The organism is Citrobacter sp. Cf125, assembly GCF_030333935.1.
Classification (GTDB): domain Bacteria; phylum Pseudomonadota; class Gammaproteobacteria; order Enterobacterales; family Enterobacteriaceae; genus Citrobacter; species Citrobacter freundii.
Window position 1 is genome coordinate 274,766 of record NZ_JAOWEY010000022.1, and the last position, 19,623, is coordinate 294,388.

At 50.0% G+C, this 19,623-nt stretch carries 17 protein-coding genes; 7 read left to right on the forward strand and 10 right to left on the reverse strand.

All coding sequences use genetic code 11. From position 1 onward, the window contains the following. The first annotated feature begins 168 nt into the window (after window positions 1-168). The 6 genes from OGV89_RS05455 (at window position 169) to osmB (ending at window position 7,294) form a co-directional block, all read left to right on the forward strand. Window positions 169-1,314: a CMD domain-containing protein gene (locus OGV89_RS05455; RefSeq protein ID WP_286558262.1), complete on the forward strand. Its 1,146-nt coding sequence runs from the start codon at window positions 169-171 to the stop codon at window positions 1,312-1,314. An 89-nt stretch (window positions 1,315-1,403) separates the two neighbouring features. Then, window positions 1,404-3,338 carry an exoribonuclease II gene (locus OGV89_RS05460; protein WP_016150330.1) on the forward strand — a complete coding sequence of 645 codons (1,935 nt, stop codon included), beginning with the start codon at window positions 1,404-1,406 and terminating at the stop codon, window positions 3,336-3,338. Between the two features lie 264 nt (window positions 3,339-3,602). After that, window positions 3,603-5,594 (forward strand): cyclic di-GMP phosphodiesterase, encoded by a 1,992-nt coding sequence (gene pdeR, locus OGV89_RS05465; protein ID WP_286558265.1) that lies wholly within the window; start codon window positions 3,603-3,605, stop codon window positions 5,592-5,594. 182 nt (window positions 5,595-5,776) lie between these two features. After that, window positions 5,777-5,959 carry a YciZ family protein gene (locus OGV89_RS05470; RefSeq protein ID WP_003020577.1) on the forward strand — a complete coding sequence of 61 codons (183 nt, stop codon included), beginning with the start codon at window positions 5,777-5,779 and terminating at the stop codon, window positions 5,957-5,959. A gap of 95 nt (window positions 5,960-6,054) precedes the next feature. Next, window positions 6,055-6,807 carry a DNA-binding transcriptional regulator YciT gene (gene yciT, locus OGV89_RS05475; RefSeq protein WP_003020580.1) on the forward strand — a complete coding sequence of 251 codons (753 nt, stop codon included), beginning with the start codon at window positions 6,055-6,057 and terminating at the stop codon, window positions 6,805-6,807. A gap of 268 nt (window positions 6,808-7,075) precedes the next feature. After that, window positions 7,076-7,294, forward strand: a complete 219-nt coding sequence (osmB, locus tag OGV89_RS05480) for an osmotically-inducible lipoprotein OsmB (RefSeq protein ID WP_003020583.1) — start codon at window positions 7,076-7,078, stop codon at window positions 7,292-7,294. A 91-nt stretch (window positions 7,295-7,385) separates the two neighbouring features. Here the strand turns inward: osmB and yciH are convergent, their stop codons facing one another. The 5 genes from yciH to pgpB all read right to left on the reverse strand — a co-directional run bounded on the left by yciH (window position 7,386) and on the right by pgpB (window position 11,038). Continuing rightward, a complete protein-coding gene (yciH, locus tag OGV89_RS05485; RefSeq protein WP_286558266.1) occupies window positions 7,386-7,712 on the reverse strand; it encodes a stress response translation initiation inhibitor YciH in 327 nt (108 codons plus the stop codon). Next, window positions 7,713-8,450: an orotidine-5'-phosphate decarboxylase gene (gene pyrF / locus OGV89_RS05490; protein ID WP_286558267.1), complete on the reverse strand. Its 738-nt coding sequence runs from the start codon at window positions 8,448-8,450 to the stop codon at window positions 7,713-7,715. Between the two features lie 189 nt (window positions 8,451-8,639). Continuing rightward, window positions 8,640-9,809, reverse strand: a complete 1,170-nt coding sequence (gene lapB / locus OGV89_RS05495; protein ID WP_003020592.1) for a lipopolysaccharide assembly protein LapB — start codon at window positions 9,807-9,809, stop codon at window positions 8,640-8,642. A 6-nt stretch (window positions 9,810-9,815) separates the two neighbouring features. Further along, window positions 9,816-10,124: a LapA family protein gene (locus OGV89_RS05500; protein WP_003020595.1), complete on the reverse strand. Its 309-nt coding sequence runs from the start codon at window positions 10,122-10,124 to the stop codon at window positions 9,816-9,818. A gap of 149 nt (window positions 10,125-10,273) precedes the next feature. Then, window positions 10,274-11,038, reverse strand: coding sequence for a phosphatidylglycerophosphatase B (pgpB, locus tag OGV89_RS05505; RefSeq protein ID WP_003840717.1), 765 nt, complete (start codon window positions 11,036-11,038; stop codon window positions 10,274-10,276). Between the two features lie 202 nt (window positions 11,039-11,240). On the opposite strand from pgpB, the gene ribA reads away from it, so the two are divergent. Further along, window positions 11,241-11,831, forward strand: coding sequence for a GTP cyclohydrolase II (ribA, locus tag OGV89_RS05510; RefSeq protein ID WP_003020601.1), 591 nt, complete (start codon window positions 11,241-11,243; stop codon window positions 11,829-11,831). 49 nt (window positions 11,832-11,880) lie between these two features. Here ribA and acnA read toward each other — a convergent pair whose 3' ends face one another. The 5 genes from acnA to topA form a co-directional block, all read right to left on the reverse strand. Continuing rightward, window positions 11,881-14,556 (reverse strand): aconitate hydratase AcnA, encoded by a 2,676-nt coding sequence (gene acnA, locus OGV89_RS05515; protein ID WP_032935577.1) that lies wholly within the window; start codon window positions 14,554-14,556, stop codon window positions 11,881-11,883. 308 nt (window positions 14,557-14,864) lie between these two features. Continuing rightward, window positions 14,865-15,035, reverse strand: coding sequence for a YciX family protein (locus OGV89_RS05520; RefSeq protein WP_286558271.1), 171 nt, complete (start codon window positions 15,033-15,035; stop codon window positions 14,865-14,867). 2 nt (window positions 15,036-15,037) lie between these two features. Further along, window positions 15,038-15,178: a YmiA family putative membrane protein gene (locus OGV89_RS05525; protein WP_286558273.1), complete on the reverse strand. Its 141-nt coding sequence runs from the start codon at window positions 15,176-15,178 to the stop codon at window positions 15,038-15,040. Between the two features lie 314 nt (window positions 15,179-15,492). Further along, complete coding sequence (cysB, locus tag OGV89_RS05530; protein ID WP_003020610.1) at window positions 15,493-16,467, reverse strand: HTH-type transcriptional regulator CysB; 975 nt, start codon at window positions 16,465-16,467, stop codon at window positions 15,493-15,495. A gap of 208 nt (window positions 16,468-16,675) precedes the next feature. Beyond that, a complete protein-coding gene (gene topA, locus OGV89_RS05535; RefSeq protein WP_003840713.1) occupies window positions 16,676-19,273 on the reverse strand; it encodes a type I DNA topoisomerase in 2,598 nt (865 codons plus the stop codon). Window positions 19,274-19,623 lie beyond the last annotated feature (350 nt).

Sequence of the window (19,623 nt, forward strand, 5' to 3'; positions counted from 1 at the left end):
CGCCCATGACACTCCCCTCAGCCACCACATATGCCTTTCTGATATTTATTATCACGTAACAATCTTTCATCCCCTCATTTGCTTACGTCAGGATATTGCAGCGCAAACGATCCGGCGTAGTAGTATGACGACAAGTCCGGGTCGCCACTTTTAGACCAAGGAACGCCCATGGAACAACGCCGAATTGAAGGCAAAAGCCACTGGTATCATGAGACGCAATCCAGCACGTATCCGCATGATGTTCTGCCGCTGGTCCCGGAAGCCGCTCATGTCGACGACAGTTTTTTACTGGATCTGGCATTACCTGATGACGCTCTTTCGCCCTTTCAATCCTGGTTAACCCCTGCCCGTAAACTTGCCCAGATGCTCTTCCCGGCTCATGTAAACCTGAATCAGATGCATACGTTCAGTGCCTATGAACGGATGAGTACAGCCCTGACCGTCGCTCAGGTGTATGGTGTGCAGCGATTATGTAATCACTATGCCGCGCGTTTAACACCGCTTCCCGGTCCGGACTCCTCGCGGGAAAGTAACCATCGACTGGCACAAATCACCCAATATGCTCGCCAACTTGCCAGCTCTCCTGCCGTGATAGGCGAACGCGACCGTCAGCATCTGGAAGCGGTCGGACTGACCACCAGCGATAATATTCTGATGAATCAAATCATCGGCTTCATCGGTTTTCAGGCCCGAACCGTGGCCCTGTTTCAGGCCTGGTCTGGTCATCCGGTACGCCGAATACCGGGGCTGGATATTCAGCAATTTGCTCACGCTTCGTTATTTAACGCCACAAAGACAACCTGGCATGCTGCACCATTCCCGATCGAAAAATATCCCCCCCATGCTGAGAATTCTGCCAGAGGATATCCCGATGAACTGCAAGCGTTGGTGCCATTATTGATACATTCACCGGTCATTTTAGATTTACTCACGACGCTGATTTCCTCTGTCCGGCGCAGCACTGTATCAGTACAGGAATTTTCACTGGCAGCGCTGGTGACGTCACGAATTAACGGCAGCGTGGCCTGCTTTAACGAGCAGGCGCATACAGCAAATGAATTAGTCGACGTTATCGCCCTGCTTCGCCTGGATGAACGTGAATTACAACGTTGGGAACAACGACATCCGGTTGAGCGCGTTACCCTACAGGCGGTACAATGGCTGACCCGGGCGCCCGACCGCTTTAGCACCGCACTGTTAACGTCTTTGTTCGAGCAGGGAATCTCTTCAGAGCAGGCCATCAACCTGCTAGCCTGGAGTGGATTGTGCGGATGGTTGAATCGCTTGAAAATCGCGCTGGGCGACACTGATTAACCGATCCACTTACTGAAAGAGCGCTTGCTGCCACTGGCAGAATCGCGTAAAACTGTCAGCCGCTCTTTTAGCCACGAAAATAGACAATTATGCTTCAGGACAACCCGCTGCTAGCGCAGCTTAAACAGCAACTACATTCCCAGACGCCACGTGCTGAAGGGGTGGTAAAAGCCACGGAAAAAGGCTTTGGCTTCCTGGAAGTCGATGCACAAAAAAGCTATTTCATTCCACCGCCGCAGATGAAAAAAGTGATGCATGGCGACCGCATTGTTGCGGTTATCCATACAGAAAAAGATCGTGAGTCTGCAGAGCCGGAAGAACTGATCGAACCCTTCCTGACGCGCTTCGTGGGTAAAGTTCAGGGCAAAAATGATCGTCTGTCCATCGTACCGGATCATCCGTTACTGAAAGATGCTATTCCTTGTCGTGCCACCCGTGGCGTTGAACATGAATTTAAAGAAGGCGACTGGGCGGTTGCAGAAATGCGCCGTCACCCGCTGAAAGGCGATCGCACCTTCTACGCCGAGTTAACCCAATTTATCACTTTTGCTGATGACCACTTTGTCCCGTGGTGGGTCACACTGGCACGCCATAATCTGGAAAAAGAAGCACCGGACGGCGTAGCAACCGAAATGCTGGACGAAGGCCTGGTTCGTGAAGATTTAACCGCCCTTCATTTCGTCACCATCGACAGCGCCAGCACCGAAGATATGGACGATGCGCTGTATGCTGAAGAACAAGCTGACGGCACGCTACAATTAACCGTCGCCATTGCCGACCCAACAGCCTGGATTGCAGAAGGCAGTAAGCTGGATAAAACGGCAAAAATTCGCGCGTTCACCAATTATTTACCGGGGTTCAATATCCCGATGTTGCCACGTGAATTGTCTGACGATCTCTGCTCTCTGCGCGCGAACGAAGTGCGCCCGGTTTTAGCTTGTCGTATGAGCATTACCGCCGATGGCGCGATTGAAGACAACATCACCTTTTTCGCTGCGACAATTGAGTCAAAAGCGAAGCTGGCCTATGACAATGTTTCCGACTGGCTGGAAGGTACAGGCGAGTGGCAACCAGAAAACGACGCGATTGCGGAACAGATCCGTCTGCTGCATCGTATTTGTCTGAGCCGAGGAGAGTGGCGCCATAACCACGCGCTGGTCTTTAAAGATCGCCCGGATTACCGTTTCGTTCTCGGTGAAAAAGGTGAAGTACTGGACATCGTCGCTGAGCCACGCCGCATCGCAAACCGTATCGTGGAAGAATCCATGATTGCGGCAAATATTTGCGCCGCCCGTGTGCTTCGCGACAAGCTGGGCTTCGGTATTTATAACGTCCATATGGGATTCGACCCGGCCAACGCCGACGCTCTGGCCGCGCTGCTGAAAACCCACGGTATGCACGTCGATGCCGAAGAAGTCCTGACTCTGGAAGGTTTCTGCAAACTGCGCCGCGAACTGGATGCTCAGCCATCAGGCTTCCTCGACAGCCGAATTCGCCGCTTCCAGTCTTACGCTGAAATAAGTATTGAACCAGGTCCACACTTTGGGCTGGGTCTGGAGGCATATGCCACCTGGACTTCCCCAATCCGTAAGTATGGCGATATGATCAACCACCGTCTGCTTAAGGCTGTCATCAAAGGCGAAACCATCGCCCGACCTCAGGATGATACCACCGTGCAAATGGCAGAACGTCGTCGCCTGAACCGGATGGCTGAGCGTGACGTGGGTGACTGGCTTTACGCCCGTTTCCTGAGTGATAAAGCCGGTACCGACACCCGCTTTGCGGCCGAGATCATTGACGTCAGCCGCGGTGGCATGCGCGTGCGTTTAGTTGATAATGGCGCTGTTGCCTTTATTCCTGCTCCCTTCCTGCACGCCGTTCGTGATGAACTGGTATGCAGCCAGGAAAGCGGCACCGTGCAAATTAAAGGTGAAGTGGTTTACAAAGTCACAGATGTGATTGACGTAACTATCGCTGAAGTACGGATGGAAACCCGCAGCGTTATCGCGCGTCCAGCCGCGTAACACGCATAAATCAAGCGACCTTTCTCATTTTTGAAAGGTCGTTTTCTTTTTACCTCCCAAATTTCAACCGCGCACTACACTTCTTTCATCCAGTCAAAAAATTTATTTACTATTTTTCAGCTCCGTTGGCTTTGCTTTTTACGGATTCTGGATTACACATAAATATATAAAAAAAACAATACGTTCAGCCATAATCAGCCTGAATGAATCATGGCTACCCATACTTTTGAGGCTCTATGCGCTTTAATCGGGATAGTACACATCATGAAAGACGTCCGGGAGCTGATTACGTTGTATAGCTATGTTGGCACTTATAACCCTTACTGGCGTTTGTCAGAGGATTGCAACATCCTGCATTTCTCTGTCGAAGAAACGTCAGAGGCCGATCAGACCATCGAATTATCCCCGGAACAAGCCGAACGCATTCGCGAGATGACGGTAATTACGTCAAGTTTATTAATGACGTTACCGATTGAAGATGACAACATTCCCGTGCATCTGGTCGGCCGAAAAATCAATAAGCGTGAATGGGCCGGTAGCGCATCCGCCTGGGATGACACCCCTTCCGTCGCCCGTGACCTGGCTCATGGCCTCTCTTTTGCCGAACAGGTGGTTTCTGAAGCCAATTCAGTCATTGTCATTCTTGATCGCATGGGCAACATTCAGCGGTTTAATCGACTGTGCGAAGAGTATACCGGACTCAAAGAACGTGAAGTCATTGGCCAAAGTGTATTCACATTATTTATGAGTCGACGTGAAGCTGCCGCGTCACGACGCAATATCGAGGTCTTTTTTCGCGAAGGTAACTCATATGAAGTTGAACGCTGGGTGAAGACCTGCAAAGGACAGCGTCTGTTTTTATTTCGTAATAAATTTGTGCATAACGGTAGCGGCAAGAACGAAATATTTCTGATCTGTTCCGGGACCGATATCACTGAAGAACGCCGCGCCCAGGAGCGTTTGCGGGTGTTGGCGAATACTGACTCGATCACTGGATTACCCAATCGCAACGCTATTCATAATCTGATCAGCAATGCGATTGAGAACGCGGGCGATACGCAGGTCGGGATTGTGTACCTCGATCTGGATAACTTCAAAAAGGTAAACGATGCCTACGGGCATATGTTTGGCGATCAGCTATTGCAAAGCGTATCGCTGGCAATACTCAGTTGCCTTAGCGAAAACCAGTTACTGGCACGGTTTGGCGGCGATGAGTTTATTGTCCTTGCCACCGAAACATCCCAGGGTTCACTGGAAGCCACCGCGTCGCGTATTCTGACACGCCTGCGTCAACCTTTTCGCATCGGCCTGATTGAAATCTATACCGGATGCTCTATTGGTATTTCCCTCGCCCCACAACATGGTCAGGACTGCGAGAGCGTCATTCGTAACGCCGATACGGCCATGTACACCGCAAAAGAAGGTGGCCGTGGACAGTTTTGTGTTTTCTCTCCGGAAATGAATCAGCGGGTATTTGAATATCTGTGGCTGGATACTAATCTGCGCAAGGCGCTGGAAAACGATCAACTGGTTATCCATTATCAGCCAAAGATAACCTGGCGAGGCGAAGTGCGCAGCCTGGAGGCGCTGGTTCGCTGGCAGTCTCCGGAACGAGGCCTCATTCCACCACTGGAATTTATCTCCTACGCCGAAGAATCAGGGCTTATCGTTCCTCTGGGTCGCTGGGTTATTCTGGACGTTGTGCGTCAGATAGCAAAATGGCGCGCAAAGGGAATCAATCTGCGCGTGGCGGTAAACGTTTCTGCCCGGCAGCTCGCCGATCAGACGCTATTTACCGATCTCAAGCAGGTGCTTCATGAACTCGACTTTGAATATTGCCCCATCGATGTCGAGTTAACGGAAAGCAGTTTAATTGAAAATGAGCAACTGGCACTGTCCGTGATTCAGCAGTTTAGCCAGATGGGGGCGCAAATCCATTTGGATGATTTTGGTACCGGTTATTCGTCACTGTCTCAACTGGCCCGGTTCCCACTTGATGCAATTAAACTGGATCAAACCTTTGTCAGGGATGTACACAAACAACCTGTTTCGCAGTCGCTGGTACGTGCCATTGTTGCGGTCGCACAGGCACTCAACCTGCAGGTCATCGCCGAAGGTGTTGAAAGCGCGAAAGAGGATGCGTTTTTAACCAAAAATGGCGTCAACGAGCGTCAGGGTTTTTTGTTTGCCAAGCCAATGCCAGCAGTTGCATTTGAACGTTGGTATCGACGGCACCTGAATAAAAAAACACGCTAATGCAGTGGGATCAAACGTTGAGAATAGCCATAAATGGACATTACGTAACGATCCTATCTGCATGTAATCACAGAATATATAATATTCTTCTATCGTTGAAGTTAATACTATTTTTCCCTTCTCTTTTGCCATGAAATTCTGCATCATGAAATTCAAACTCTATTGCCATTAGGATGATAACCATGTCTGATATCGACGCTCAGCGTCTGGCCGAACGCATTGATACTGTGCTGGATATCCTCGTTGCAGGTGATTACCACTCAGCTATCCATAATCTCGAAATTCTGAAGGCTGAGCTGCTAAACATGACCAAAGAAGATGCCGAATCTTTGCCCAAAAAGCACAAGGCTCCCTGGGAGATCTGATGACATTACCCCTTTAATGTCGCTGCTATAAGCAAACTGCACGTGAGGCAGTTTCCGTTTAATTTCCGATACGATATCGCAATAAAATTAATATTATGAATTCCCGACAACAATCTATTTTGCAGATGGTGACTGATAAAGGTCAGATGAGCGTTGCCGAACTGGCAAAAATCACCGGTGTCTCAGAAGTGACGATTCGACAGGATCTGAACACACTGGAAAAACAGAGTTATTTACGCCGTGCGCACGGTTTTGCTGTTTCATTGAACAGCGATGATGTGGAAACGCGCATGATGACTAATTTTACGCTGAAGCGTGAGCTGGCTGAATTCGCCGCATCGCTGGTAAGCCCAGGCGAGTCCGTATTCATTGAAAACGGCAGTAGCAATGCGCTCTTAGCCAGAACGCTCGCGGAGCAAAAAGATGTCACCATCATTACCGTCAGCAGCTATATAGCCCATCTGCTGAAAGAAACCCCTTGCGAAGTGATTCTCCTTGGCGGCATCTATCAGAAAAAAAGCGAAAGTATGGTTGGGCCCTTAACTCGCCAGTTTATCCAGCAGGTACACTTCAGCAAGGCCTTTATCGGCATTGATGGCTGGCAGGCTGACACCGGCTTCACCGGACGCGACATGATGCGTTCTGATGTGGTTAACGCGGTGCTGGAAAAAGGTGCAGAAGTTATTGTGCTTACTGACAGCTCAAAATTCGAAGCCATTCACCCGTACACGCTGGGTCCATTAGAGCGATTCAGCCGCGTAGTCACGGACTCCAGACTTAGCGCCAGCGTACAAATGCAGCTTGAGCACTCCGGATTAACCGTCAATATCATTGATGCCCACGCGTAACATCTTCAGCAGATGATTTGTCAGTTGGCAAATCATCTCCTCTCTGAGAGTTATCTGACAGCCCAATTAAGACTTTTTACCTGTCGTTAACAGGATTAAGTCGTAAAATTAATGTTAGCGATATAACAGGAACGAACCTCCAACTTCAGGATAGTGTTTGTAATGCCTTCGCTAAACGGTTTCACGGAAATATCTTCGTTAGCCTAAATTTAGCGCTATTCTTAAAGAACACTGGATTCCGTGAATCAATAATTCAGGAGAAAGTATTATGTTAGTAACGAGCAAAAAAATGACCGCTGCCATTCTGGCGATTACTCTGGCAATGTCGCTGAGCGCCTGCTCTAACTGGTCCAAACGCGATCGTAACACCGCAATCGGTGCTGGTGCAGGTGCAATAGGTGGTGCAGTCCTGACTGACGGCAGCACGCTGGGTACGCTGGGTGGTGCTGCAGTAGGTGGTATCATTGGCCACCAGGTGGGTAAATAATCTACGGTTGAACGGCTCGATATAATAATACGTTTACTTTTTCAGGTCTGTATTATTAAAAAGCCACGGAAAAATTCCGTGGCTTTTTTTATTAACCGCCAGCCAGTTTAACTTTCATTCCTTTGGCTTCCAGCAGCGATTTAATCAGGTCGCGTTTATCACCCTGTATCTCAATCACGCCATCCTTCACTGCCCCGCCGCAACCACATTTTTTCTTCAGTTCCGCAGCTAATTTGGTCAGTTCGGCATCATCTTGATCAATACCGGTAATCAAACACACGCCCTTACCTTTGCGGCCACTGGTCTGGCGCTGGATACGAACAATGCCATCGCCTTGTGAGCGCACAGGAGCAGCTTTTGGTTCATCAATGCGCCCGGAGTCGGTTGAGTAGACCAGGCGAGAGTTTGAGTCGTTCATTTACGCACCTCGTTTCAGTGAGGCATTAATCATCTTCAGCGTCTGAGCCGGATCTGCCGACTGCGTGACCGGACGACCAATAACCATATAATCCACACCAGCTGACTGTGCTTGTTCCGGCGTCATAATGCGACGCTGGTCGCCCGCCTCGCTGCCTTCAGGACGAATACCCGGCGTAACCAATTTAAATGCCTGGCCAAACGCCTGCTTGAATCGCACCGCTTCCTGCGCGGAGCATACAACGCCATCCAAACCACAATGTTGAGTTAAGCGCGCCAGCCTTTCAGCATGCTCTGCAGGTGACAACGTCACGCCGAGATCGGCGAGGTCGCTGTCTTCCATACTGGTCAGAACCGTTACCGCAATCAGCAGCGGTGCGTCCTTGCCAAAAGGTAATAAGGCTTCACGTGCGGCGGTCATCATACGCGCCCCACCAGAAGCATGAACGTTAACCATCCACACGCCAAGCTCAGCCGCTGCCGCAACGGCATGCGCGGTAGTGTTGGGAATATCATGAAATTTCAAATCAAGAAAAACGTCAAAACCACGCTGTTGTAAATCGCGAACCAACTGAGGTCCAAAAAGCGTGAACATCTCTTTGCCCACTTTCAAACGGCAATCACGAGGATCAATTCTGTCGACAAAAGCTAATGCTTTATCACGATTGGAATAATCGAGAGCGACAACGACAGGAGAATCAGTAACAGCACGAGAAGAAGATGAAGCAGTAAACGTCATGACCAGACCTTCTTGAGGATGGGCGCCGACAGTAGCGCGAAATGGGTAAACGGCGTGCATTCTACCTGCGGTAATAGAAAATTAACAGGCGCGATTCCATTTCTGCCAGGCGAATTTGGCAACGGTGGCTGAGGATGGCTTTGTTCTCATCATTAGTATGTTGTAACTAAAGTAAGATTTTTTTAAAAATTACAACCCATCAAGTCCGCGAATAGGCTTAATGGTTGACCATGAGCGACAAGATGGGCAGTGCCAGTACAGTGTATATGCGGTAAATCCGCACTTCTGGCAACGATAGCGCGGCTTGCTGCGCACCTGCTCCCCGACCATATCGCGCAGAACCATCAGGCTCTCTTTCGCGCGCCCTTCTTCTGCTTCGTTAAGATGGTAATCCATTAATTTGTGGAAAACGCGCATCGTAGGATGGCGTTGTAGTTGGCGGGTAATATAAACCTGAGCGGTATCAGTCCCCTCACGCGCTTCAAGAATATCGGCCAGCATCAGCTCGGCGGCGGCGCCAGTATTCTCTTCAACGGCCCGACGTAAAAACTCTGCCCACTCATCGGTTTTCCCCAGATGCTGGTAGCAGCTTTGCAGCATTTCCAGCGTTTCGCTGACCAGTTCTTTATCCTGAGAAATCACGCGTTGCAGACTTTCAACGGCCTTCGCGTACTCGCCTTTCACCATGTACACACGGCCCATCATGATAGAAACCCGGGCACTGTTTTTGTCTGCCGCAGCCCCTTTTTTCAACAGCGCCATGGCGCGATCCATATCGTCGCTGCCCATCTGCTGTAAGGCCAGTTCGCAGTAGAAGTGGGCTATCTCAATACGCTGTTTATCTTTGCCTAGCTTCACCAGACGTTCTGCGACATCAATGGCTTTCTGCCAATCGCTGGTCGCCTGATAAATTTGCAGCAGTTGCTGTAATGCACCGACGCGAAAATCTGTTTCATCGGTAAGCTGATTGAACATGTCTTCCGCGCGGTCGTACAGACCTGCGGCCATGTAATCGCGCCCCAGCTGTTGTACGGCCAACAAACGCTGCTCGTAGGTCAGCGAAGCACTTTCCATTAACGTTTGATGGATGCGGATTGCGCGATCGACTTCACCGCGCGAGCGAAACAGGTTTCCGAGAGTGAGATGAGCCTCAACGGTGCCCGTATCCTCTTTTAGCATATCGAGGAACAGATCCACCGCTTTGTCTTGTTGGTTGCTCAGGAGGAAGTTAACCCCGGCGACATAGTCACGGGAAAGACGGTTAGCTTCATCCTGCTTGGTTTGTTGCGCACTTCTGCGACCCATATACCACCCATAGGCAGCGGCTACAGGTAAAAGCAGAAACAACAACTCCAACATAAATAATTATTCCTTCACAACCGACGAATCGGCAGAAACCGCAACGTCGGTCGCAGGCGTAAGCTGGTTTTCCAGTCGTTTGATTTTACGTTCGGCGCGCGCAAGAGACACACGAACCTTCAGCCAGAAAAGGCCGCAAATTAACCAACCAATCGCAAAACCTGCGGCAAACAATACAGCAAGCAGCGTAGAGATACGATACTCACCCTGAGCCAGCAGGTAATTAAACGTAACCTGTTGATCGTTTTGCGCACCTAATGTCACCGAAATAACAAAAATCGCCAACACCAGTAAGAAAATGAGTAAATATTTCACATTACTTCCCGTTATGTGGTTTAAGCGAATAAATCGTGTACAACTTACCGCGTTGAGCCCTTTAAATTACCATTTTCACAACGAGTGCGAAATGGAAAAGCGCTTTCCGCTTTCTGATTTAAGGGCAAAATTTGAAAAATCAATCATAGCTAGCTTTCTTGCTCGCGTTGCGCGATTTCTTTTGCCTCCTGCACAGGCGGCGTAAGTGGTCCGCATACTCGCTGCGCGAGCCAGGTCGCCAGCGTTACCAGCAACCATGAAATCAGCGTTGCAACGACCAAATCACGCGGCCAGTGCATGCCCAACAGCAAGCGGCTACCCATAACACCTGTCGCCCAGATAAGCAAAAACACAATCGTCAGCGTACGTCGGCGTGGCCATAACAGCCCTACTGCCAGTAAAGCCCAACTGGCAGCAAACATCGTATGTCCTGACGGAAAGGCAAAACCCGTTTCTTTTTGCCAGTGCTTACGTAGAAACGTCGGAATATCCTGTTGTTCGGCCAATTGCTCTTTAACTAAGTTGCCACGATCTTTACGTTTTAAAGTGTAGAACTCATCAACCGGGATATGGTGCGTTTTTTCCAGCCATACGACAAAGGGCCGAGGTTCCTGCACCCTGTCTTTAACCCAGGACTTCACACCCTGACCGACTAAAATTGCCACGGCCAGGATCGCAAACAGCATTACCGCAGCTTTCAGACGAAAACGCAGACACCACAGAAACCATGCGCAGAGCACAACGTGAGTGATAATCCCCCACGGCTGCGTCACCGTTTCCGTTACCCAGTACAGAGATTTTAGCCACCAAACGTTGTGTCCCGGCTGCCAGCTCCAACCCGATACCCATACAGCAACCGGCATAATAAGTAGCAGCCCGGCCCCGACCGCAGTGCGCTTTGCAATTGACAGCATTACCTCTCCTTTCGTCGATAAGTCTCACAATCATAACTGAAAAAAGTGCATGCCGGGAAAATTGACATTTTTGTGCCATTCCAAAGGCGAATCCGTTGTCGCGATTAGGTGAACATCGTTGCCTTATGGCAAAATAGTGCAATACAGAACAAGAAGCCAACAGGCGACGGCACGACAGTGCCAGCATAATCTGGAGAATTACATGCAGCTTAAACGTGTGGCAGAAGCCAAACTGCCAACCCCCTGGGGTGATTTCCTGATGGTGGGATTTGAAGAACTGGCAACCGGACACGATCACGTCGCACTGGTTTTTGGCGATATCACTGGTCAAACGCCTGTTCTGGCGCGTGTCCACTCCGAATGTCTGACTGGCGATGCATTGTTTAGCCTGCGTTGCGATTGCGGCTTCCAGCTCGAAGCGGCTCTCACCCACATTGCTGAAGAAGGGCGCGGTATCCTGCTTTATCATCGTCAGGAAGGACGCAATATCGGCCTGCTCAATAAAATCCGCGCCTACGCGTTGCAGGACCAGGGTTATGATACCGTTGAGGCTAACCATCAGTTGGGCTTTGCGGCAGATGAGCGTGATTTCACGCTGTGTGCGGATATGTTCAAGCTGCTGGGCGTGGACGAAGTTCGTTTGCTGACCAATAACCCGAAAAAAGTGGAAATTCTGACCGAAGCGGGAATCAATATTGTTGAACGCGTGCCGCTGATTGTGGGTCGTAACCCGAACAATGAACATTACCTGGACACCAAAGCCGCCAAGATGGGGCATTTGCTGGGCAAGTAATGGCTGTTACCGCCGATAAAAAAGCCTGCTCTCGCAGGCTTTATGCATTTTAATTCAACATATTACGAATCACGTAGTGCAGAATACCATCGTTTTGGTAGTAAGTTAGCTCCGTCGCGGTATCGATACGGCAGCGGCATAAAATCACCTCTTTACGTCCATCTGAGCGAACCATATTCACCGGCACTGTTGCGCCCGGCTTGATGTTTTGCAGGTCCGTAATATCGATCGCTTCCTCACCTGTTAGCCCCAGCGTTTTGCGCGTGACGCCCTGCGGAAATTCCAGCGGCAAAATCCCCATACCAATCAGGTTAGAACGGTGAATTCGCTCAAAGGACTCAGCGATAACTACGCGAATCCCCAGCAAGCGCGGGCCTTTTGCCGCCCAGTCGCGACTGGAGCCAGAGCCATACTCTTTCCCGGCAATAACCGCCAGGGGGATATTCTCCTGTTGATATTGCATAGCCGCATCATAGATAGCCACTACCTCGGTTCCCGGCAAATGACGCGTCATCCCACCTTCCACGCCGGGTACCATCTCATTACGAATACGAATATTGGCAAAGGTACCGCGCATCATCACTTCATGATTCCCGCGGCGTGAACCATAGGAGTTAAAATCTTTACGCTCAACGCCGTGGCTTTGCAGATAACGACCTGCCGGGCTATCCGGCTTAATACTGCCGGCAGGAGAAATATGGTCGGTGGTGACGGAATCCCCAAGCATCGCGAGGATACGCGCACCATGAATGTCCTGGACCGGATCCGGCGTAGCCTGCATTCCATCGAAGAACGGCGACAAGCGGATATAAGTTGAGTCAGACTGCCAACCATAGGTATCAGCCCGATCAACCTGGATAGCTTTCCATTCTGGCGTACCTTCAAAGACTTCAGCGTACTCTTTATGGAACATGGCGGTAGAAACCTGCTCCACGGCACGGGCAATTTCCTGAGCCGTCGGCCAGATATCTTTCAGATAAACGGGATCGCCCTTTCTGTCATGGCCTAACGGATCTTTCGTCAGATTGATATTCATATTCCCTGCTAGCGCATAGGCCACCACCAGCGGCGGAGACGCCAACCAGTTGGTCTTCACGAGCGGATGGATACGCCCCTCAAAGTTTCGGTTGCCGGAAAGTACGGCGCCAACGGTGAGATCGCCTTTTTTGATGGCTGTCTCGATAGGATCGGGTAACGGACCCGAGTTACCAATACAGGTGGTACAGCCATAACCTACAAGGTTAAATCCCAGCTCATCAAGGTACGGCGTGAACCCAGCCTGCGCCAGATAATCAGACACCACCTTCGAACCTGGCGCCAGCGAGGCTTTCACCCAAGGCTGACGTTTCAGACCAAGTGTCACTGCTTTTTTCGCCAGCAGTCCCGCCGCCATTAATACGCTTGGGTTAGAGGTGTTGGTACAGGAAGTTATAGCTGCTATCACCACCGCACCGTCCGGCAGCTTATACTGCTGGCCGCTCATGGTGTAGTCCACGGGCTGACGGTCTTTCAGCGAGCTATTTACTTCGAGTTCATTGCTCGCCGAAAACGCTTTCGGAACATCAGCCAGTGCCACCCGATCCTGCGGGCGCTTCGGTCCGGCAAGGCTAGCTTCCACACTGCCCATATCCAGCTCCAGTGAACTGGTAAATACGGGTTCATCCCCTGGATTACGCCACATTCCCTGCGCTTTGGCATAGGCGCTGACCAACTCAACCTGCTCCTCACTGCGTCCACTCAGACGCATATATTCAAGAGTGATGCCATCGATCGGGAAGAAACCGCAGGTTGCGCCGTATTCCGGTGACATGTTCGCAATGGTTGCCCGATCGGCCAGCGGTAAGGTGTCGAGGCCATCACCATAGAATTCAACAAATTTACCGACCACGCCGTGCTTACGCAGCATCTGGGTAACGGTTAAAACCAGGTCGGTAGCGGTGATACCTTCCCGCAGTTTGCCCACTAGTTTAAAGCCTACGACATCCGGGATAAGCATAGAGACCGGTTGACCCAGCATTGCTGCTTCAGCCTCAATGCCTCCAACGCCCCATCCCAGCACACCGAGACCATTAATCATTGTCGTATGGGAATCGGTACCGACCAGCGTATCGGGATAAGCCACCCACTCACCGTCCTGTAACTCGCTCCAGACGGCTTTGCCAAGGTATTCAAGGTTTACCTGGTGGCAAATCCCCGTTCCCGGCGGTACAACGCTGAAGCGACTAAATGCCTGCTGTCCCCATTTCAGGAACACATAACGTTCATGGTTACGTTCCATTTCCAGGCGAACGTTTTCTTCGAAAGCATCATCATCACCAAAACGGTCCACCGTTACCGAGTGGTCAATGACAAGGTCCACTGGCGAAAGCGGATTCACTTTTGCCGTATCTCCCCCCAGACGTTTCACCGCTTCGCGCATGGCGGCAAGATCGACCACCGCCGGAACGCCGGTAAAATCCTGCATCAGAACACGAGCGGGTCGATAGGCAATTTCACGATCGGCGTGGGCGGTCTTCAGCCAATGTGCGAGAGCATGAATATCATCTTCGGTAACGGAATTACCATCCTGCCAACGAAGCAGGTTTTCCAGCAACACTTTTAGCGATTTGGGTAGTCGGGTGATATCACCCAGTGATTTAGCAGCCAGAGGTAAACTGTAGTAGCGGTAGGTTTTATCTTTAACCTGCAATGTGTCCTTACTGGCTTCTCGTAGGGTCGACGACATAGCTCCTCCTTAAATGACAGGGTTGGATCCCCTGATTTTCCTCAGGGTTAGTATTAAAGATAACACAAACAAAATGTAACGCTTTGATAACAACTCAAAATGATAAAAGTAGCGGGCGATATAAAAGCGCGAACTGAGGTCGATGGTAAGGAGGAAGGTCTAGCCGTGTAGATTAATAGGATGAATATTCAGCAGGCAATAGAGCAATGGATAATACGTTGATTAGGTTGTTGATGACGATTACATGGATAAATGATTCGATATTCAAGGGCACAAGGTAATCGTTATTATTATAAAATACGTACGAATTATTGTTTCTGTTCATCATCATCAGTTAACAGATCAATAAACGCCCGTTGTTCAGGATAAAGGTTCCAGGATTCGGGTACCTTCTGCCCCTTCTCTGCGACGGTTTTGCTCTCTTGTTCATGGTCATGAGGCGATAGCGTTTCGGTAGAGTGCTGCTCTGGTGCGGACATACTTACCCCCACACATTCCAGACCACGAGTGCGACAATAATCCAGAATATCGCAGAACCAAGAAATACGGCGAACCAGGCTTTACGTTTCATCACCGGATCCCTGCGTGCTGGCTGGTTTCCTGAAGGCATCGCTAACCTCATACTATCGAAATCACTTATCATTTAGGCACCAAACAATCGGTACAATTAATCATCAGATAGGAGGAATCCTAATAAAAAAGGCGAAAAAAAGCCAGTTAATTTTCAGACTCGTCCTGATAAATAAATCGATTGTTTGATCGGTTATAAATATTTGAAAGGAATTTTTGGCAAGCTGACTAATTTGAAACTACTTTAGAGAACTTTTTCCACAAGCTATATATGGTTAATTTATCCACGGTAAATTATCAATTAATTCAGTGTTTCCCGTCGGTATCGCTTTATGCTTATGGATACCGACGAGGTTACAGTCGTTATTATTTCTCAGGCAATTTAATATCTTTAAACATGGCTTCAATATCATCGTTGGAACGCAGCGCCACCGCCGTATCCACCACATCACGCGTCAGATGCGGCGCGAAACGTTGAATGAAATCATACATGTAACTGCGTAAGAAGGTGCTGCGACGAAAACCAATTTTGGTGGTGCTATGGCTGAAGATATCGTGAGCATCCACGCGTACCAGGTCAGGATCGGAAACAGGATCAACCGCCATACTGGCAATCACACCCACGCCAAGGCCCAGACGGACATAGGTTTTAATGACATCAGCATCGGTCGCGGTAAAGACAATACGTGGCTCCAGACCCGCGCGGTTAAACGCGGTGTCCAGCTCCGAGCGTCCGGTAAAACCAAACGTGTAGGTCACCAGCGGATACTGTGCCAGTTCCTCAATAGAAACCGAAGATTTTCCCGCCAACGGATGATCCGGCGTGACGACGATCGAGCGGTTCCAGTGGTAGCAAGGTAACATCACCAGGTCGTCATACAGGTGCAAAGCTTCCGTCGCGATAGCAAAATCTGCATTTCCTTTCGAAACGGCTTCGGCGATTTGCGTCGGCGATCCCTGGTGCATATGCAATGAAACGCGAGGATAGCGCTCAATAAAACCTTTAATCACGTTCGGTAAAGCGTAACGCGCCTGAGTATGCGTAGTGGCGATATATAACGAGCCTTTGTCCGGCCAGGTATGTTCGCCAGCAACAGACTTAATGGCATCCACCTTCGACAGAACTTCTCGCGCAATACGAATAACTTCCTGCCCTGCTGGCGTAACCTGCGTCAGGTGCTTACCGCTACGGGCGAAAATCTGGATGCCAAGTTCATCTTCCAGCATACGAACTTGCTTACTGATACCGGGCTGCGAGGTATAAAGCCCTTCCGCTGTTGAGGAGACATTAAGGTTGTGGTTCACCACCTCAACAATGTAGCGAAGCTGCTGTAATTTCATGTTATGCCATCCCGATTCGCGCCATCAAATCATCGTTTCAGTGCAGGCTCGCGGGCGCTGCTAATACGATTTAATAATAAAAAGTCTGTTAACTATAACCACTATATCATTTCTATGTACGCTGTATAGGTATGACAAAAAATAATATGCGAGAAACAAAAAGGGCCGCTTACGCGACCCTTTGAGGAAAAATTCAGCCGAAACGCTGTTATTTCTTCCCTTCTACCCATTTGCCGTCAACGAAGAACGCGGACCAGCCAGTCGCCTTACCGTCTTTTTCAGCGGCAACGTATTGCTGCTTGGTTTTACGGCTGAAACGAACCATGGACTTGTTACCATCCGGATCAGTTTGCGGCGCATCTGCCAGATAACGCAGTTTTTCCGGCAGGCGATCGCGGAAGCGGTACAACTCTTCCACCAACGGCGCACGAGTCTCACGTGATTTCGGGAACGTATTTGCAGCCAGGAAGATACCTGCAGCACCATCACGTAACACGAAATACGCGTCAGATTTTTCACACGGCAGTTCCGGCAACGGAACTGGGTCTTCTTTCGGCGGAGCGACCTCACCGTTACGCAGGATCTTACGGGTGTTTTTGCACTCGTCGTTAGTACACGCCATGTACTTGCCGAAACGTCCCATTTTCAGGTGCATTTCAGAACCACATTTTTCGCACTCGACGATAGGACCGTCATATCCCTTGATACGGAACTCGCCCTCTTCGATCTCGTAGCCGTCGCAGGTTGGGTTATTACCACACACATGCAATTTACGCTTAGGATCGATAAGATAACTGTCCATTGCCGTACCGCACTTCTGGCAGCGGCGTTTGGCGCGCAATGCGTTCGTTTCCGCGTCGTCGCCTTCCAGCACGTTCAATACTTCGTTTTCCGGCACCAGGTTAATGGTGGTTTTGCAACGCTCTTTCGGGGAAAGTGCGTAGCCGGAGCAACCAAGGAAAACGCCGGTACTGGCGGTACGAATACCCATTTTGCGTCCGCAGGTCGGGCAATCAATGCTGGTCAGCACCATCTGGTTCGGACGCATACCGCCTTCTTCAGGATCTTTCTCGGCTTTATCCAGTTGCTGAGTAAAATCAGTGAAGAAGTTGTCGAGTACGCCCTTCCATTCGGCTTCTTTATTCGCCACCTGGTCGAGGCTATCTTCCATCTGCGCGGTAAAATCGTAGTTCATCAGTTCGCGGAAGTTTTCTTCCAGACGATCGGTGACGATTTCACCCATTTTTTCAGCGTAAAAGCGACGATTTTCAACGCGAACATAACCGCGATCCTGAATCGTAGAAATGATCGACGCATAGGTAGATGGGCGACCAATACCACGCTTTTCAAGCTCTTTAACCAGCGAAGCTTCACTGAAGCGCGCAGGCGGTTTAGTAAAGTGCTGTGCTGGCGTCAGTTCGATAAGCGTCAGCGTATCGCCTTTGTCCACCGCCGGTAAGATGCGATCTTCATCGCCTTTACGCAACGCTGGCATCACTTTCGTCCAGCCATCGAAGCGCAGAATACGACCGCGCGCCTTCAGGCGGAAATCACCCGCACCCACGGTGAGCGTGGTGGAATCATATTTAGCTGGGGTCATCTGACAGGCAACAAACTGGCGCCAGATCAGCTGATACAGTTTTTGCGCATCAGCTTCCATATCTTTCAGCGATTCCGCCTGTACGGCGACATCAGAAGGACGGATAGCTTCGTGCGCTTCCTGCGAGTTCTCTTTGCTGGCGTACTGGTTCGCGTTTTCCGGCAAATATTTTTTACCAAAATTATCGCTGATGTAATCGCGAACCATGGTCACTGCATCCTGGCTCAGGTTGGTTGAGTCAGTACGCATGTAAGTGATGTAACCCGCTTCATACAAACGCTGCGCCATCATCATGGTTTTCTTCACACCGAAGCCGAGACGCGTGCTCGCAGCCTGCTGTAGCGTGGAAGTAATGAACGGTGCGCCCGGCTTGCTGCTGGTCGGTTTATCTTCACGTTCCAATACGCTATAGCGCGCTTTTTCCAACAGGCTAACAGCGGCAAGCGTTTGTTCCCGATTTACGGGACGGAACGGCTTATCATTTTGATGCGTCACCTCAAGCGGCAACGCGTCGCCGCCCGGCGTGGTCGTATTAGCATCAATTTCCCAGAACTCTTCTGGAACAAATGCTTTGATTTCGCGTTCACGCTCAACCACCAGGCGCACAGCCACAGACTGTACACGACCAGCTGACAGACCGCGTGCAATTTTTTTCCACAGCAGTGGCGACACCATATAGCCCACAACACGGTCCATAAAGCGGCGCGCCTGTTGCGCATTAACACGATCGATGTTCAACTCGCCCGGTTTTTCAAACGCCTGGCGAATAGCATTTTTGGTAATTTCATTAAACACCACGCGGCTGTAGCGGGTGTCGTCGCCACCGATGACTTCCCGCAGGTGCCATGCAATGGCTTCCCCTTCGCGGTCAAGGTCAGTTGCGAGATAGATGTGGTCGGCTTTTTCAGCCAGTTGCTTCAGTTCAGAAACAACTTTCTCTTTACCAGGCAGCACTTCATAGCGCGCATCCCAGTTGTGCCACGGGTCAACACCCATACGGTTGACGAGAGCGCCACGTTCATCCTTTTTGGGCTTTTTAGCCGTTTTGGTGGAGGTTGAGTCGGCGCTCTTTTTAGTTGCTGAGCCACTGGTCGGCAAATCACGGATATGACCGACGCTGGATTTCACCACGTAGTCATTACCCAGATACTTGTTGATCGTTTTGGCTTTTGCCGGGGACTCAACGATGACAAGAGCTTTACCCATATTCACCTTTACCTAATTTGATTCTTCCAGAATGCGTCGCACGTTGATTCACCTTCCACTGGCGACGAGACATCGATATGGTCTCTGCGTCGGCGGATATCAACCCTTTAAACTGATTCGCGCTTGTAATGTAACTCTCATGTAACTGAGTTAACAGGCTTTTTTTCTCACAAACGCTCTAGCACGACGAAGTATTGGTCGAATGTCAAGCAAATCTGTTGCCAGATTGACGAAAGCGTCACACTGTACCTGATAAAATGCGTTACGCAACTTTATTAGCATGCAAAAACAAATCTCGCCAGTTGTAACACTGTCGTAAAACCTTCATTTATGTCAGGGAATATTTGCCC

Coding starts and splice junctions, on each gene's coding strand:
- OGV89_RS05455 (WP_286558262.1), top strand. CDS start 169: ATGGAACAACGCCGAATTGAAGGCAAAAGCCACTGGTATCATGAGACG.
- OGV89_RS05460 (WP_016150330.1), top strand. CDS start 1,404: ATGCTTCAGGACAACCCGCTGCTAGCGCAGCTTAAACAGCAACTACAT.
- pdeR (WP_286558265.1), top strand. CDS start 3,603: ATGAAAGACGTCCGGGAGCTGATTACGTTGTATAGCTATGTTGGCACT.
- OGV89_RS05470 (WP_003020577.1), top strand. CDS start 5,777: ATGTCTGATATCGACGCTCAGCGTCTGGCCGAACGCATTGATACTGTG.
- yciT (WP_003020580.1), top strand. CDS start 6,055: ATGAATTCCCGACAACAATCTATTTTGCAGATGGTGACTGATAAAGGT.
- osmB (WP_003020583.1), top strand. CDS start 7,076: ATGTTAGTAACGAGCAAAAAAATGACCGCTGCCATTCTGGCGATTACT.
- yciH (WP_286558266.1), bottom strand. CDS start 7,712: ATGAACGACTCAAACTCTCGCCTGGTCTACTCAACCGACTCCGGGCGC.
- pyrF (WP_286558267.1), bottom strand. CDS start 8,450: ATGACGTTTACTGCTTCATCTTCTTCTCGTGCTGTTACTGATTCTCCT.
- lapB (WP_003020592.1), bottom strand. CDS start 9,809: ATGTTGGAGTTGTTGTTTCTGCTTTTACCTGTAGCCGCTGCCTATGGG.
- pgpB (WP_003840717.1), bottom strand. CDS start 11,038: ATGCTGTCAATTGCAAAGCGCACTGCGGTCGGGGCCGGGCTGCTACTT.
- ribA (WP_003020601.1), top strand. CDS start 11,241: ATGCAGCTTAAACGTGTGGCAGAAGCCAAACTGCCAACCCCCTGGGGT.
- acnA (WP_032935577.1), bottom strand. CDS start 14,556: ATGTCGTCGACCCTACGAGAAGCCAGTAAGGACACATTGCAGGTTAAA.
- OGV89_RS05520 (WP_286558271.1), bottom strand. CDS start 15,035: ATGTCCGCACCAGAGCAGCACTCTACCGAAACGCTATCGCCTCATGAC.
- OGV89_RS05525 (WP_286558273.1), bottom strand. CDS start 15,178: ATGAGGTTAGCGATGCCTTCAGGAAACCAGCCAGCACGCAGGGATCCG.
- cysB (WP_003020610.1), bottom strand. CDS start 16,467: ATGAAATTACAGCAGCTTCGCTACATTGTTGAGGTGGTGAACCACAAC.
- topA (WP_003840713.1), bottom strand. CDS start 19,273: ATGGGTAAAGCTCTTGTCATCGTTGAGTCCCCGGCAAAAGCCAAAACG.